Genomic DNA, 15064 nt, shown 5'->3' with positions numbered 1-15064 from the left:
GGGGGGACACCCTTGAATTCAATACCGTATTGAATTTAGAAACGCTCCCTCCTTTGAAAAAGGAGGGTTGGGGAGGATTAAAAATGCTTAACTGACTGGTATTAGATCGAAAGATCGGCTTTTTTATATCCAGCATTAATATTAAATGTGTCGGGAAAAAGGCCCGAATATGGGCCTTTGCTATAAAAAGGATGAAGTCAGATCTTAAACTGGAGCATGGCATTATTCATTAAAGCCTCATATCAATCACGATACGGCCATCAATTTTACCGTGCTCCATACGCTCGAAAATATCATTAATATTTTCCAGCGGTTCAACATGAATATGTGCTTTGACCTTGCCGCGCGCCGCCAAATCCAGCGCTTCTTTTAAATCCAGACGTGTCCCTACAATTGAACCGCGCACTGTAATTCCCTCCAGCACCATATTAAAGATCGACAGGTCAAAAGTACCCGGCGGCAAACCATTTAATACCATCGTGCCGCCGCGGCGAACAATCGACACCGCTTGCTCAAATGCCTTAGGGGAAACGGCTGTCACCAGCACACCATGGCATCCTTCACCTGTCGCCTGCAGTACGGCTTCTTTCACATCAGTTTTTAATGCATTAATTCCGACATCTGCACCGAGTTTTTTTGCCAGTTCAATCTTTGAGTCATCCACATCAATCGCCGCCACATTAAACCCCATGGCTTTGGCATACTGAATGGCCACATGGCCTAAACCGCCAATGCCGGAAATGGCTACCCAATCTCCAGTTTTAGCCTCAGTCATCTTCAGTCCTTTGTAGACCGTCACACCTGCGCATAGAATTGGCGCAATTTCAAGCAGATCGACGCCTTCGGGGATCACACCCACGTAATCACCGTCTGCCAGACAGTATTCCGCAAAACTCCCATTGACAGAATACCCGGAATTCTGCTGCTTTTTACACAGCGTTTCCCAGCCCGCATAGCAATGATCACAATGGCCGCAGGCCGAATACAGCCAAGGCACACCGACGATATCTCCCACTTTTAAATGTTCAATACCTTCGCCAATTTCAATCACTTCACCGACACCTTCATGCCCAGGGATAAAAGGTAAAGCGGGTTTAACTGGCCAATCTCCATGCATAGCATGCAGATCCGTATGGCAAACACCTGTGGCAATAATTTTTACCAAGACTTTTCCAGGACTGATTTTAGGAATTTCAACTTCTTGTATTTGCAGCGGCTGATTAAATGCAGTCACTACTGCTGCTTTCATCGTTGTCATATTTACGCTCTCCATATGAGATATATTGAGGTCACTTTTTAGACAGTCTTGTTTTACTATAAAATAAAAAGAAACAGTTTTGGGTTGCCAATTTGTTGGAAATGCATTTTTCAGGCCAGTTTCTTATCCGCGACTCGGGTTATACTAACTATTTAATTAATAAAAGTTAATTATGGCTTTAGTAGAAAAAGTAGTACCTGTTATATTTCGGCATATAAATCAGAGTACGGAAATACTGGTTTTTAGGCATCCACTTGCTGGCATTCAAATTGTAAAAGGTACTGTTGAAGCCAATGAAAAGCTAGAAGATGCAGCTTTACGAGAGCTTTATGAAGAATCAGGGATTTCTTCAGCAAACATTCACTCGTATTTAGGTTTACATTATCCGTCTGAACCAGGGCCTAATTGGCATGTGTTTGTATGTCATACAGCAGAGATTTTAAAAGATAATTGGAAACATTTTTGTAATGATGATGGTGGACTGGAATTCAATTTTTTTTGGCATAACCTTTCTGACCCGCCGACATCAGAATGGCATCAAATATTCCAAGAATTATTAGAGTTTATAAAATCAAAGGGGGCTTAGGCAGTTCAACTTTTTTAGTTATTTGCTCATTGCCTTTATTTACAACAGAAATTGGACAGTATGAAAGATTTATCTCGCTTAAAGAATAAGATTCAAGCACAGACATTAAAGCTAGTGACACAAAGGAATGGCTCTTCCGTGTATCAGGGAGAATCTTCTCAAGGAGCAGTTTTTGTCAAAATAGCTAAAAATTTTACTGCTAATGATCGCTGCTGTGAAATATTAGAAGCGCTCACAGACTTTCCACTCACGCCAAAGGTATTGAATAAGTTTGAATGGGAGGGTTCCTCTGTCATTGTCATGAATGCCATAGAAGGCACACAAGTCGATCAAGTATTAAAGAGCTGTACACGGGCGCAGAAAATATCTTTGCTTAGGGCTGCTGGGTTAAGTCTAGGCGATCTTCATCGTGCAATTCCACAGACCCGTTTATTTAAGATGAGGTTCTGGCAAGATCGAGATGGCTTGTTGACACATTCGGTGCTGTGGGGGCAGCATCTGGAACTAATGATCTCAAAATGGATGTCACGTATAAATCCACTGTCATCTGATTATCATGAGTTTAGTGATCAATTGAATGAGTTGCGCCAATACAGTAAAGACTTATGTGAGCCAACATATATCAGTTTACTGCATTGTGACTATATCGGGCGAAATATCCTGGCAGACAGCGATAATCGAATTTCGGGTGTTATTGACTTTGAAGCCGCCCGCATTGGAGATGCCGTCTATGATTTAGCGAAAATTGTTTGGGTCGACATGGATTTCTCTGATCTGGAATTGCGAAATGCCTTCTTAGAAGGTTGGGAGTATGCGTATAAGCAGGCAGTACCTAGAATGAAGTTTCTATGCTACGTAGGCATTCAATGCCTTGCGGCAATCGCTTGGACAGATAAAAATCATTCCGCTGATGGTACAGATCCTATTTTTCGCGCTTCTGCAATTCGGACGTTGAGGACTGTGTTAAAGGAACTAAAAGCTTAAAGGACGGTGATCTTCATAAGCTTTAGCGCATCGCTTTACAGTGGAAGCGTGTAAAACATCCATTTCATTATAAAAAATAAAATCTTTGAGGTAATATAAAATGAATTGATTTTTGCTGCGTGAAAATAAAAAAATTATGGGTACTCGAATGACAGGAATGGTGTTTCCATTCCAAGGCGATATTAAAGAAGTAAAAGCTATTATTTATAAATGGATGCAGCATGAAATTGACATTATTGATTCGTATACAAATATTCGTATACAGTCGATTGATGGAAATTTCATTCTTGTCGATAATGCAGATATTTTCTATTCTGCATACAATAACCCTGAGTTATGGCAAGAATTATTGGATGATTTGCCCTCAAAGGATTGGGTGATTTTTTTTGAATGTGTAGATAATTGTGATGGTTATAGCTATCTGATTTATAAAAATAATATAGAAGTTAGACGGGTTTTGCAGGAAGAAGATGAAGACGTGTATTTTGAAGGGGAAATACAAGACTTTGAAAAAGAATGGCTTAATTTTTCAACATATTATGAACGTGAATATTTAGAAAACGGTAAGTTGAAGACAGAAAAAATAACAGATTGCGATTTTTCATCCGAATTTACAGAAGATACAGAAAGTTATTTTAAGCACTATCACATTGCTTCAAAGAATCAGTCAATGTATCACACAGCATTGGCGCGCAGATTGCTGGTTGAATTATTCGAAAGCTATTTAGGTTTTGATATTATTGATTGTGATTATGAAATTAAGCAATCATTGAGGATTGATTATAAAAAGATTCCTGGATATGAGAGAATTCTGAAGCGCGCACAGAAGGGAGATGCAATTGCTCAAAATGAGCTTGGCAAGATGTATGAAAATGGAGATGGATTAGTTCAGGATTATGCTTTAGCGCAATATTGGTATCAGCAAGCTGCAGATATGGAAGATCAATTTGGACAGCTCAATTTAGGCCTGCTTTATCTTGGCGGTAAAGGCGTGCAAAAAAATGATCTGCAAGCATTGTTATGGATAAACAAGTCAGTGGCTCAAGGCAATGCTGATGCACAAACTGTTCTGGGTGAAATGTATGAAAAGGGTGAGGGGGTTGAACAAAGTTTTACGGAAGCTTCAAATTTATACCGCAAAGCAGCAAAGCAAAGAAATGCAGTTGCGCCTTATAGGCTTGGCTTGATGTATGAGTATGGGAATGGTTTCGATATAGATTTAAAAGTTGCAAAACGCTGGTATTATCAAGCTGCAGGTAATTTTAATGAAGATGCGCAAAAACGGCTGGATGAGCTTCTGTAAGCTTTAGATTCATTTTGAATAATGTATCATTCCAGTTCAACTCCAAACAACAATTTCCTATTTCATTATAAAAATGCATGTCCTTGATGTAATATAAAATCCATTACAGCTTATACGTATTTCGATTGAATCTCCTGAATTCGAATACCTCATAAAAAGGATGAAAGCATGCAGCAAGAAGTCATCATTGTTGGCGGCGGTATGGTCGGGCTCAGCCTGGCCTTAATGTTGGCAAAGGCGAATATTCGGGTAAAGCTGCTCGAAGCCATCAAATATCCAGACTATGATGATGCAAATCTTGCGCCTTATCATTCCAGCTTCGATGCGCGCAACAGCGCCTTGTCGCGCCGTACCGTGCAGATTTATCAGGAGCTTGGCCTGTGGGATGCCTTGCAGGAACACGCCACGCCTATTTATGAAGTGCACATTACAGAACAGGGCGGTTTCGGCAAAGCGCGCTTAAAAGCGGAGCAGGAAAAAGTCGAAAGCTTTGGCCAGGTGATTGAAAATGCCTGGCTGGGCCGCGTGCTGCTGCAGCAGGTTAAGCAGGAAGCATTGATTGAACTGATTGACGGCGTGCAGGTCACATCACTCACCCAAGATGCAGATTTGGCCTATATTGAAGCCAGCCGCGGCGAAGATAAAATCGCTTTGCAGTCAAAATTGGTGATTGCCGCTGACGGCCGCGACTCATTCTGCCGCAAAGCCCTCGGCATTGGCGCATCAGAGCATGATTATGATCAGGTGGCGATTGTCACCACCGTGCAGACCTCTAAGCCGCATGGCCATGTCGGTTTTGAGCGCTTCAGCCCATTGGGGCCTTTGGCGCTGCTGCCGCTGCCGGGCGAATACCGCCGTTCAGTGGTGTGGCCAGTGCAGAAAGGCACAGAAGGCGAATGGCTGGGCGATGAAAATGATCAGCATTTTCTGGATGCCCTGCAGCAGACCTTCGGTGACCGCGCCGGAAAATTCCAGAAAACCGGCAAGCGCTTCAGTTTCCCTTTGTCGCAAGTTCTGGCGGAAAAGCAGGCCGCGGGCCGTGTGGTGCTGATGGGCAATGCGGCCCATACCATTCATCCCGTGGCAGGACAGGGCTTTAACCTGTGCATGCGTGACGCCTATGTGCTGCGCCGCTATTTAATGGAGCAAACCGCCAAAGGCGCAGATTTGGGCGAAGCGGCCATGCTGCAGCATTATGAGCAGTCGCGCCTGACCGACCAGCAGCGCGTGATCAAGTTCTGCGATAGCGTGGTGCGCGGCTTCAGCAACCAGAATCCGCTCTTAAAGCTGATCCGCAATACCGGCCTGCTGGCCTTTGACACCATTCCGGGCATTAAGCCGCTGGTCGCAAACTACGCAATGGGGCTGAAAGCATGAATGCCGTCAACGCAGCGGTTCAGGACAAAGTTCAGGATGCCGTGCTGGATGCGGTGATTATCGGCGGCGGCTTGGTCGGCGGCTTAACGGCCCTGCTTTTAGCGCAGGGCGGGGTGCAGGCGACGGTGCTGGATGCCGCGCCGATTTTAGACGCGGAAAAGACCTTGGCCGTAGCCAATCCGCGGGTTTTGGCGCTGAGCCAGGCCACCATCCACCTGCTGAAAACTGCCGGCGTCTGGGACAGGCTGGCGCGCCAAATGCCGTACAGCGCCATGCAGGTCTGGAATAAAAACGGCTACGGCGAAATCAATTTCGGCCAAGCATCAGAAAAAACACCAAGCGCAGAGCAGGCCCTAGGCTCTATGGTTGAGCCGAGCATTTTAAACCTCGCCATTCAGCAGCAGATGCTGGAACAGCTGCAGGATTACCGCACCCAAGTCAAAGTCAGCCGCGTCGAAGAAGGCGTGGGCGTTTGGCATATTCATCTGGCGGATGGAACCCAGCTGAAAGCCAAACTGGTGATCGGCGCGGACGGCGCCAATTCCTTTGTCCGCGAGCAGGCCTTTATTGACCTGGATGTGCTGGACTACAAGCAGGCGGGCATCAGCTGCGCAATCCGCACCGCGCAGCCGCATCTGCATACTGCGCGCCAGATTTTTCTGGAAACCGGCCCGCTGGCCTTCCTGCCGATGGCCAGCCTAGACCCGGCGCAGGACGGCTACTGGCAGTCAATCGTCTGGACTTTGCCGGATGACTATGCCGATGAATACGCAGCGCTGCCGGATGCTGAATTTAAGGCGCTGCTGACCCGTGAAAGCCATCACATGCTGGGTGAAGTGCTGGAAGCAACCCCGCGCGCGAAGTTTCCGCTGAAAGCGCGGGCGGCGCAGCAGTATGTCAAAGCCGGACTGGCGCTGATTGGCGATGCAGCCCATGTGATTCATCCATTGGCCGGGCAAGGCGTGAATATCGGCTGTCTGGATGCGGCGGTGCTGTGCGACGCCTTGCTGCATGACAAGGCGCGCGGCGTTTGGGCGTATGAGCAGACGCTGCGGCGCTATGAGCACCGGCGCAAAGGGCAGAATGACGCCATGATGCACAGCATGTCGGCGATTGGCTGGATGGAAAGCTCGGCCCTGTTCCCGGTGGTTTGGGCGCGCAATTTCGGCCTGAAGCAGGTGGAAAATCAGCAAATGCTCAAGGATGCATTCATGGCGCAGGCCAATGGTTTGCCGCTGCTGAAAGGCACGCGCTATGGCGCATAACTGCGAATAGCGAGTTTTTTAAGCAAACGTAAATGTATGATTACGATTTTGATTAAAAAAGATACGTTTTTTTAAGGGTTGGCTCTATGCGAAACGTGAAGAGATTGCTAAATTTCTTGTAACTTAAAATCAGGTTTTACCCTGACCGGTATAAGCAGTCATTCGTGGGGAGAGCAAGATGACAGATATGAATGATTATGATGATGCAGACGATTCTGCAGTAGACGATGATGAAGCCAAAGCCGCTGAAAAAGGCGCATCTGACGCATCCGAAGGCGCATCTGACGGAGATGTGGCGGAAGCGGAAACACTGACTGTGACAGCAAAGCAGAAGCAGCGCCAGGCGCTGGAAGATGAAGTCGCGGCCTTTTTAGCGCGCGGCGGCCGGATTACTGAAGTGCCGCCGGACGAAGCGGCGCAGGACTGAAATTTAAAAACACCGCTTTCAAGCGGTGTTTTTCTTTTGCAGCTGTTTCTTTGTGAGCGCATAAATCGGATAAAAAGCAAAATGGGCCAGCAATAAAAACATGCAGTTAAGAATGAGTGCAGCCCAATAAGGCGGCGCGTGCATTGCGCCGGCAAAGGCAATGAACGCTTGAAAGATTAAAATAAAGCTGAGAAATACATAGCTCCAATAGCGGGAGCTGTTCCAGAATGGCGTCCAGCGCAGAATATTTCCGGCAATAAAGAACAGTGAATACACCGAGCCGGTTAAAGCGACGGCTTGAGTATCGGGAAAAATCATCTCTTCAAAAATATAATGGCGGTAAGGCCTGAAGCCATGGTAAATGATATGCAAGAGGCCAAGCAGCCAAAGCAGGTTGAACAGATAAACCGGTTTTAATTTCAGAGTTTTCATTATATTTATCAGCTGGAAGTATAGGCGGGCTTAAGCATTATTGCACAGTCAGGCGCTGCCTCATTTTTTCTTTAGAGGTTTAAAGGCTTTTGCGCGGGCAAGCATGGATAACTGCGGAAAGGATGCCGCAGTTATCCAAAGATTATTTTACCTGGCTGCGGGCCAGCAGGGATATTAATCCTTATCCTGTGTAAGCTCCAAAGCGCGCTGATAGGCCACTTTCTTCTTAATGCCGGTTAAGTCCGCCGCCAGCTGAGAGGCCGCTTTGACCGATAAATCCTGCAGCAGGCGGGTCAGCAATTGATCCAGCTTTTCCTGCTCCAAATCCTTTTCTTCGGTTGCGCCGCCAATCACCAGAACAATTTCGCCTTTCTGCTGATTGCGGTCAGATTCCACAAATGCCGCCAGTTCACCCAGCGTCATCTTTTTGATGGTTTCAAAGGTTTTGGTAATTTCGCGGGCAAAGCCGACCGGGCGCTCTGCGCCAAACACGTCGGCCATATCCTTGACGCATTCCAGAATGCGGTGCGGCGCTTCATAAATAATCATGGTCTGGGTTTCATCTTTCAGCTTTTGCAAAGCGCTGATGCGCTGTGACTGCCGTGACGGCAGGAAGCCTTCAAAGCTGAAGCGGTCGCTGGGCAGGCCCACCGCGCTGAGGGCGGCGATGGCGGCGCAGGCGCCCGGAACGGGAATCACCTGAATATTATTTTCCTGCGCGGCGCGGACCAGCTTAAAGCCCGGATCGCTGATCAGCGGCGTGCCGGCATCGCTGATCAATGCCATATTTTCACCCTGCTGCAGGCGCTGAATCAAATGCTCAATTTTATTGCTTTCATTGTGGTCGTGGCAGGCGGTTAAAGGGGTGGAAATGCCGAAGTGCTTTAGCAATTGCGCTGAAGTTCGTGTATCCTCGGCAGCGATAAGATCAACCGACTTCAGCACATTAATTGCACGATAACTGATATCATCTAAGTGCCCGATTGGAGTCGCAACAACAAATAACTGAGCACCCATAGGTTTCTCCATGTTTAATAATAAGCGGAATAATAAGAAAAATTTACTTGCACGGGCGCGGAAGGGAGGAATGGCTGGCGCCTATGCAGAAGTTTCGGCCATTTTACCTGAATCAGGCCCTATGGCGCGAGCCGCAGGCAGCGTCCGGCAGGCTTTTTGCAGCGCATATAAGGCTTCTGACTATAAAGCGCCGGCTGAATTTGTCAATGCTGCCGGAAAAAGGCTGGGCGCGTTGTGAATATGCCTGAAATGAATTTGGGGCAATGGGCGGAGCGGCAGGCGCTGAAGCTGGCGGAACTGCAGGGCTATGCTCTGGTGCAGGCCAACTATCACAGCCCCTACGGCGAAATTGACCTGATTGTGCAGCGCGGGCAGGAGCTGTTGCTGATTGAAGTGAAAGCGCGCTCCAGAACCGCCTATGCGCAGGCTGCTGAAACAGTTTCCGCGCGCAAGCAGCGCAAAATGCTGAAAACCGCCCTGCATTTCCTCAATGCCCGGCCAGCGTTTCAGCAGCACGACTGCCGCTTTGATGTGATTTGTTTTGATTTTTATCAGCGCTTTGCAAAATCGATACAGCATGATTTTTCCAATTTCACTTATGATCAGCAATGGATAGAAAATGCTTTTACTTTTGATCAAGAGTTTATTAATCTTTGAACAAAACATACTGTGTAAATGCATAGATAGAAAACGACTGAAAAATATTGAGATGAAGGAGTCCTGCTGAGTGTTTAAGCGTATTGCAATGACCATGCTATGTGCCGCAAGTTTATCGGGCTGCGCAAGTTTTATTTCCGGCGGCACAGGCACTGCACCAGTAGGGACAGAAAGCGGCGCGCGGTCTTTAGGCCAGGTTTTTATTGATTCTTCCATTGTCCGGACAGCGAAAATCAACTTATACAAACTGGATTCGCGCTTTAATCAGTCGCGAGTCAATATTGACAGCTTTCACGGCAATGTGCTGCTGACCGGACAGGTGCCGGACGCGCATTTGAAGCAGCTGGCGGAAGACAATGTCAAAGCCATGAGCGATGTCAAAACCGTGCATAATTTCATTACGGTCGGCAATCAAATCAGCTACAGCACCATCATGCAGGATACCGCGGTTACCGCAAATACCCGCGGCTTAGTGATGAAAGCGGCGGTGGTGTCGGACAGCAAAGTCAATATTCACACAGAAGACGGCGTGCTGTATGTGATGGGGCGCCTGAATACAGCTGAAATCAATGACCTGAACCAGCTGCTGCAGCAGGTCGGCAATGTGACTAAAATTATCACCTTGGTGGATAATATTGAGCAGAATCCGCAAGCTGCCCGCACGGCGGCCAGTGTTTCATCGATGCCCCTGAATGCCGAGCCGGATGTAAAAACCCCAGTCGCAATAGATCCGGATACAGCTGAACCGACCAATGCATCTTAATGTGAAGCGCTGGAAAGACCAGCTGAATCAGAAAATTGAACTTGCGAAATTCCTTTACCGGAATTTCCGCATTTATGATTTCGGCAGCTATGCTTTAAACCGCTTAACGCCAAAGCAGGGCTATACGGTTCAGAAAAACGTGGCCTATGGCCTGAAAGCGCGCCACCGGCTGGATTTGTACCGCAGCAGCTCGCCGCGCCAGCAGCGCCCGCTGATTGTCTTTGTGCACGGCGGTGCATGGATGCACGGCGATAAAAAGGATTACAGCTTCATCGGTGAAGCTTTTGCCAAAGAAGGCTTTGATGTCGCCGTGATCAACTACCATTTGGCGCCCAAGCATATTTTTCCAAGCTATATTAATGATTTGAGCCTGGCGCTGAACTACCTGCATCAGTCGCAGCTGAAGCTGCAGATCGCGGCTGAAAATATTGTCCTGATGGGGCATTCGGCCGGGGCTTTCAATGTGATGTCGGCGCTGTATCATCCGCATCCGTACCAGCTGCAAAGCCGCGATAAAATCCGCGCGATTATCGGCCTGGCCGGGCCGTATCATTTTGACTACAAGGGCGATCCGCTCTGCGCCGATGCCTTTGATCAGAATATGCCTTATCAGCAGGTCATGCCGTATTATTTTGTCGAGCAGAACAGCATTAAGCATTACCTGTTTACGGCAGCCAATGACAACATTGTCGGGCACAGCAACAGTTCAGATTTTGACGCCAAGCTGAAAGAGCGGGGAAATTACAGCCGGCTGATTTCCGTGCCGCGGGTGGGGCACATCACCATGATCGGCTCGGTGTCGAGTCTGTTCAGCCGCTTCTTCGCCACCAAAGCTGAAATTATGCGCGCGCTGGATGACGCCTTGAAATAAGGGGCGGGAAAGCCGGCCTAGAGCCAGGCCCGCGTATCGTCGGCCGCGGCAGAGCCATGCACCGCATGCATGATCATGGCATGCGCAATGCTGCCTTTGAATGGAATTTCCGGCAGCTGATCAAACTTGAAAAAGGCGGCGTCGCTGATTTCTTCCGGCTGCAGCGCAATATCTCCCGCAGCGTACTCGGCTTTAAAGGCAATCATCAAATTGCTTGGAAACGGCCACGGCTGGCTGGCCAAATACTGAATGCCTTTCAGCGACAGGCCGACTTCTTCCAGTGTTTCGCGCCGGACAGCCTCTTCCAGCGTTTCGCCCACTTCAACAAATCCGGCAATCAGGCCATACATGCCGCTGTTTTTATTGCGCGCACTTTTGGCCAGAAGAATTTCGTCCTTGCCGCGGGTAATCACGGTAATCACGCAGGGATTGACGCGGGGATACTGATGATAGCCGCAAGACGGGCAGACCATGGCGTATTCGCTGCCATGCGCTTCAGTCCGCTGGCCGCAGTGGCTGCAGAATTTATGATTGCGCCGCCATTCCAGCAGCTGGATTGCGCGGCTGGCCTGCTCAAACTGCTCAACCGTCCACAGCTGCAGCAGCTGGCGGATCGGCACCAGCTGCAGGCCTGCGGGAATGGATTCGTCATCCAGCAGGTCGCGGGCAATCACCTGATCACCCGCGCTGATCAGCAGGTCGCTTGCCAGGCTTTCAACCCGCGGCAGCTGATAGCGCTCATCGACCAGAAGCAGTTGCTGCTTGAAAATATAGGCAAGGGACAGCGCGCTCATCAGGCTGCCGATTTCAGCTTGCCGCTGCTGTCCAGTGCGACTTTAAACATGGCGTGCAGCACCGGCTGCTTGCTCTTCAAGTTGTCAATCAGCATGTCTGCGCTTGCGAGCGTGTCCAGCACATTGTTGATGTCAGCTACCTTCAATTCGGCTGCAGCATCCAGGCGCTCCTGCAGGAAGCCGGCGGCAGCGCTCAATGCCTCTTGGCCGGATTCGGCATTTAAGAACAGCAGGGCGCCGCCAATTTCACGCAGCTGCACCGGCACCGCTTCTAAAGGCGCTGCATCCTGATCTTTGACATGCTGCACCAGCGCTTGGCTGGACAGGTCAATCAGTTTTTTAGTTTCATTCAGCAGGGCTTCATGCGCTTCGTCCAGGCGGTCGAGTGAAATATTCATGTTGTTCACGCGCAGCTGCAGGCGGCTGGAAGTGTGGTGGCGCTCCAGCACGCCAATCGAGTTCATTGCAGACAAAATGCCGTTCATCAGCTGCTGCGCAAAGCTGTCATCTTTCAGAATTTCGCTTTGGCTCAGCGAGGCTGCCTGGCGCGCAAGGTCATTGTGCGCTTCATTCAGATTCAGCACTTTGAAAATATTCGCCAGCTGCAGCAGCTTGCCCTGCAGTTCCTGGGTTTTTTCCGGTGCCATGTTCTGATAGTTGAACTCAATATCATTGCGGATTTGCGCCATTTCAGCGGTCACCAGATTGCTGATGGTGTGCATGGTGTCGAAATCAGGGCCATACAGATGGCGGCTGAACACCTGCAGCTGGGTGTCGGTCAGCAGGTCTTCGCCGATATTCAGCTTGGCGCGGATATGCTGCGACACTTCATCTTCCTGGCTGATGCACAGGCTCAGCACATTCGCCAAGTCTAAAAGCGAAGCTTTAAAGCGCTCCGGCGCGCTGAAGTACTGCGCGATGTTGCGCTCAATGCTGACTAGGGTGCGCAGGCGCGGCTCATTGATCAGCAGCTGGTCAATGTGATTGAAAGCGGCGAAGACCAGATTCCAGTACTGCTTGCTCGGGTGCTTTTCTGACAGCCCGCTCAAATAGGCGCCGGCCAGCTTAATGGCCTGAAGGTCCAACTCGCTTTCTTCCTGCTTCAGCAGCTTGCTTAAGGCCAGCTTGTACAGGCGCTGCACATATTGGGATTTTTCCAGCGCAGGCGCCTGCGGCAGGTCAAAGTCCGGGGTGATGCAGTCCAGCAACGCTTCAATATGCTGGCCTTCCGCAGTTACCGGCTTGCCTAAAGCCAGTTCAAGGCGGTTCAGGGTGTCCAGCAGGAACTGCGGAATTTTGACTTCGCGCAGGCAGATGAACTCCACATAGCGCTTCAGCATGGTGGTGCCTTCGCTGAGCGCCACCACATCGGTGGTGTTGATAACGGCAGGATTCCCCATGATCTTGCGCATCAGTTCCGCCGAATATTGGGCGATTTTCGCCAGGCTGGACATGTCAATTAAAGCCAGCACTTGCGCGCACTGCTCAAACTGGTTCAGCGCATCATCAATGCCGAAAGGTAAAGTCTGATCTTCTACTAGGGTGCTGACTGCTGATTCGACTAATTTAATCGAGTTATCAACCTCATTTTTTATTATCAGCAGTGCTGTCGGGTCAAAATGAATAGAGGTTTGGTAAGACATGGATCTGCACCTTTCCTAGGGTTTTATCTTGTTTATGAGCCGCCTGCGTTCAGGCGGGCCATCTTTTGTTTAACTATAGCGTAAGTATTAACGGTTTAAATACAAAAAGTAACAGGGAATGTAGATTTTATTTTGCAAAAAGGCAAGGCGTGCCATGTTTTTCTGCAAATTCCTTGACCCAATTCTCATGCGCCTCAAGCTCCGCCGCGCTCGGCAGAATCAGCGGCAGCTCAATTTGCACGGCCTGTCTGTCGGTTTGCCCTTGGGCATGATCGGCATAGGTCAGGGCATCCATATCAAAGGAAACCTGGCCGCCGGTCATCGCCAGATAAACATCTGACAGGATTTCCGCATCCAGCAGGGCGCCGTGGAAGGTCCGGTCGCGCTGCGGAATTTCATAGCGCCGCACTAAGGCATCCAGGGAATTTTTCTGCCCGGGATGCTTGGCCTTGGCCATCGCTAAGGTATCGGTGACTTCGCAGACTTCCGACAGCGCGGGAAAGCCGACGCGGGTGAATTCCATGTTCAGGAAGTTCATATCGAATGTCGCGTTATGCGCGATAATTTCCGCGCCTTTCAGGTAGTCAAAAAGCACGCCTGCAATTTCCGCGTATTCCGGCTTATCCTTTAAGAACTCATCGCTTATGCCGTGGATGTTTTCCGATTCGCCGACCGGCTTTTTCGGGTTGATGTAAATATGGATTGAGCTGCCGGTGAGCTTGCGGTTGATCATTTCAATCGCGCCGACTTCAATAATGCGGTCAGTGTCCTGAAAGTAGAAGCCGGTGGTTTCTGTATCCAGAATCAGCTGGCGCGGGCCCTGCATTTCCACCGTGGCCGGCGTAATCACAATCATTGGATGCATGGGCGCTGCGGCGGGACGCTGCGTGGAGGCTTCACCGGCAGCCGGCGCATCTGCTGGAATGCCCGCCGCTTCCGGCATTTCTTCCGGCTGTTCCGCTGCGTCCAGGGCGTCTTCAGCCTCAAGCTCATCTTCGGCATCGGCCAGATCCAGGCCGAAAGGGTCGTTCAGCAGCCAGTCAGCTTCCGCTTTTTTTTTAGGCGCGCCATCCATGCCGTTTTTGATTTTTGCCAGAGTTTCGTCGGCGCCTTGGTTGGCCAGCTGGTCGGCCATTTCATTGCCTGGGTGGCCGGCATGGCCTTTAATCCAGTGCCATGCAATGTCGCGGCCCTGGCAGGCGGCGTCCAGCTTTTTCCACAGGTCCGGGTTTTTTACATCTTTCCAGTTTTTCTTTTTCCAGCCGTGAATCCACTCGGTAATGCCTTGCTTGACATATTTAGAGTCCGTCCAGATTTCCAGCTTGGCGTCTGCAGGGCAGAACAGCACGCCTTCAATGGCAGCGCTCAGCTCCATGCGGTTGTTGGTGGTTTCGGCTTCGCCGCCGCAGAGCTTGTGCTCTGCGGATTCAGTGATGACATATGCTCCCCAACCGCCTAAACCTGGATTGCCGCGACATGCGCCATCAACGTAAAGAGTGATTGTTTGTGACATAAATGTGAATCCGCAAATAAGGCAAAGATAAGGGCAGTATTGTATAGCGCAATTGGAATTGCGAAAGCGATATCGCTGCGATTTTTTAATTTCTTGTAACATTTATACCGAAATAGCGTTAAATTAACGCCTTGTGTCTGCGTCCCGCTTCACTACAATGGCAGATCTAAAAAA

General features: G+C 49.3%; 15 protein-coding genes. 9 read left to right on the top strand and 6 right to left on the bottom strand.

Annotation, left to right across the window (positions count from 1 at the left end):
• Nucleotides 1-229 precede the first annotated feature (229 nt).
• Complete coding sequence (adhP, locus tag BEN74_RS06280; RefSeq protein ID WP_068910966.1) at nucleotides 230-1258, bottom strand: alcohol dehydrogenase AdhP; 1029 nt, start codon at nucleotides 1256-1258, stop codon at nucleotides 230-232.
• 172 nt (nucleotides 1259-1430) lie between these two features.
• Here adhP and BEN74_RS06275 point away from each other — a divergent pair, with 172 nt between their 5' ends.
• From BEN74_RS06275 to BEN74_RS06250, 6 genes are all read left to right on the top strand, one after another.
• Nucleotides 1431-1844 (top strand): NUDIX hydrolase, encoded by a 414-nt coding sequence (locus BEN74_RS06275; RefSeq protein WP_086374349.1) that lies wholly within the window; start codon nucleotides 1431-1433, stop codon nucleotides 1842-1844.
• A 60-nt stretch (nucleotides 1845-1904) separates the two neighbouring features.
• On the top strand, nucleotides 1905-2828 hold the full coding sequence (locus BEN74_RS06270; protein ID WP_068910965.1) for a phosphotransferase family protein: 924 nt from the start codon (nucleotides 1905-1907) through the stop codon (nucleotides 2826-2828).
• 112 nt (nucleotides 2829-2940) lie between these two features.
• Entirely contained in the window at nucleotides 2941-4131 is a 1191-nt protein-coding gene (locus BEN74_RS06265) for a tetratricopeptide repeat protein (RefSeq protein ID WP_228200402.1), read from the top strand.
• Between the two features lie 168 nt (nucleotides 4132-4299).
• On the top strand, nucleotides 4300-5508 hold the full coding sequence (gene ubiH / locus BEN74_RS06260) for a 2-octaprenyl-6-methoxyphenyl hydroxylase (RefSeq protein ID WP_068910963.1): 1209 nt from the start codon (nucleotides 4300-4302) through the stop codon (nucleotides 5506-5508).
• Nucleotides 5505-6773, top strand: a complete 1269-nt coding sequence (locus BEN74_RS06255; RefSeq protein WP_068910962.1) for an FAD-dependent monooxygenase — start codon at nucleotides 5505-5507, stop codon at nucleotides 6771-6773. Before ubiH ends, BEN74_RS06255 begins: the two co-directional genes overlap by 4 nt.
• Before the next feature lie 178 nt (nucleotides 6774-6951).
• Nucleotides 6952-7200: a hypothetical protein gene (locus tag BEN74_RS06250; protein ID WP_068910961.1), complete on the top strand. Its 249-nt coding sequence runs from the start codon at nucleotides 6952-6954 to the stop codon at nucleotides 7198-7200.
• Between the two features lie 18 nt (nucleotides 7201-7218).
• Here the strand turns inward: BEN74_RS06250 and BEN74_RS06245 are convergent, their stop codons facing one another.
• Nucleotides 7219-7632, bottom strand: a complete 414-nt coding sequence (locus BEN74_RS06245; RefSeq protein ID WP_068910960.1) for a hypothetical protein — start codon at nucleotides 7630-7632, stop codon at nucleotides 7219-7221.
• Between the two features lie 174 nt (nucleotides 7633-7806).
• A complete protein-coding gene (gene rsmI / locus BEN74_RS06240) occupies nucleotides 7807-8649 on the bottom strand; it encodes a 16S rRNA (cytidine(1402)-2'-O)-methyltransferase (RefSeq protein WP_068910959.1) in 843 nt (280 codons plus the stop codon).
• A gap of 249 nt (nucleotides 8650-8898) precedes the next feature.
• Here rsmI and BEN74_RS06235 point away from each other — a divergent pair, with 249 nt between their 5' ends.
• From BEN74_RS06235 to BEN74_RS06225, 3 genes are all read left to right on the top strand, one after another.
• Complete coding sequence (locus BEN74_RS06235) at nucleotides 8899-9306, top strand: YraN family protein (protein ID WP_068910972.1); 408 nt, start codon at nucleotides 8899-8901, stop codon at nucleotides 9304-9306.
• A gap of 70 nt (nucleotides 9307-9376) precedes the next feature.
• Nucleotides 9377-10069: a BON domain-containing protein gene (locus BEN74_RS06230; protein WP_068910958.1), complete on the top strand. Its 693-nt coding sequence runs from the start codon at nucleotides 9377-9379 to the stop codon at nucleotides 10067-10069.
• The gene (locus BEN74_RS06225) at nucleotides 10059-10940 is read left to right on the top strand and encodes an alpha/beta hydrolase (RefSeq protein WP_068910957.1); all 882 of its coding nucleotides are present in this window, start codon (nucleotides 10059-10061) and stop codon (nucleotides 10938-10940) included. Before BEN74_RS06230 ends, BEN74_RS06225 begins: the two co-directional genes overlap by 11 nt.
• 17 nt (nucleotides 10941-10957) lie before the next feature.
• Here the strand turns inward: BEN74_RS06225 and nudC are convergent, their stop codons facing one another.
• The 3 genes from nudC to dnaQ form a co-directional block, all read right to left on the bottom strand.
• Nucleotides 10958-11734, bottom strand: a complete 777-nt coding sequence (gene nudC, locus BEN74_RS06220; RefSeq protein WP_068910956.1) for an NAD(+) diphosphatase — start codon at nucleotides 11732-11734, stop codon at nucleotides 10958-10960.
• Nucleotides 11734-13377, bottom strand: a complete 1644-nt coding sequence (locus BEN74_RS06215) for a chemotaxis protein (protein ID WP_068910955.1) — start codon at nucleotides 13375-13377, stop codon at nucleotides 11734-11736. The genes nudC and BEN74_RS06215 overlap by 1 nt, the downstream gene beginning before the upstream one ends.
• A 127-nt stretch (nucleotides 13378-13504) precedes the next feature.
• On the bottom strand, nucleotides 13505-14890 hold the full coding sequence (gene dnaQ, locus BEN74_RS06210; RefSeq protein ID WP_068910954.1) for a DNA polymerase III subunit epsilon: 1386 nt from the start codon (nucleotides 14888-14890) through the stop codon (nucleotides 13505-13507).
• Nucleotides 14891-15064: the final 174 nt, after the last annotated feature.

The organism is Acinetobacter sp. WCHAc010034 (genome assembly GCF_001696615.3).
Lineage (GTDB): Bacteria > Pseudomonadota > Gammaproteobacteria > Pseudomonadales > Moraxellaceae > Acinetobacter.
Note: the sequence above shows the minus strand (reverse complement) of the source record. Positions and strands in the feature narration are given on the sequence as shown.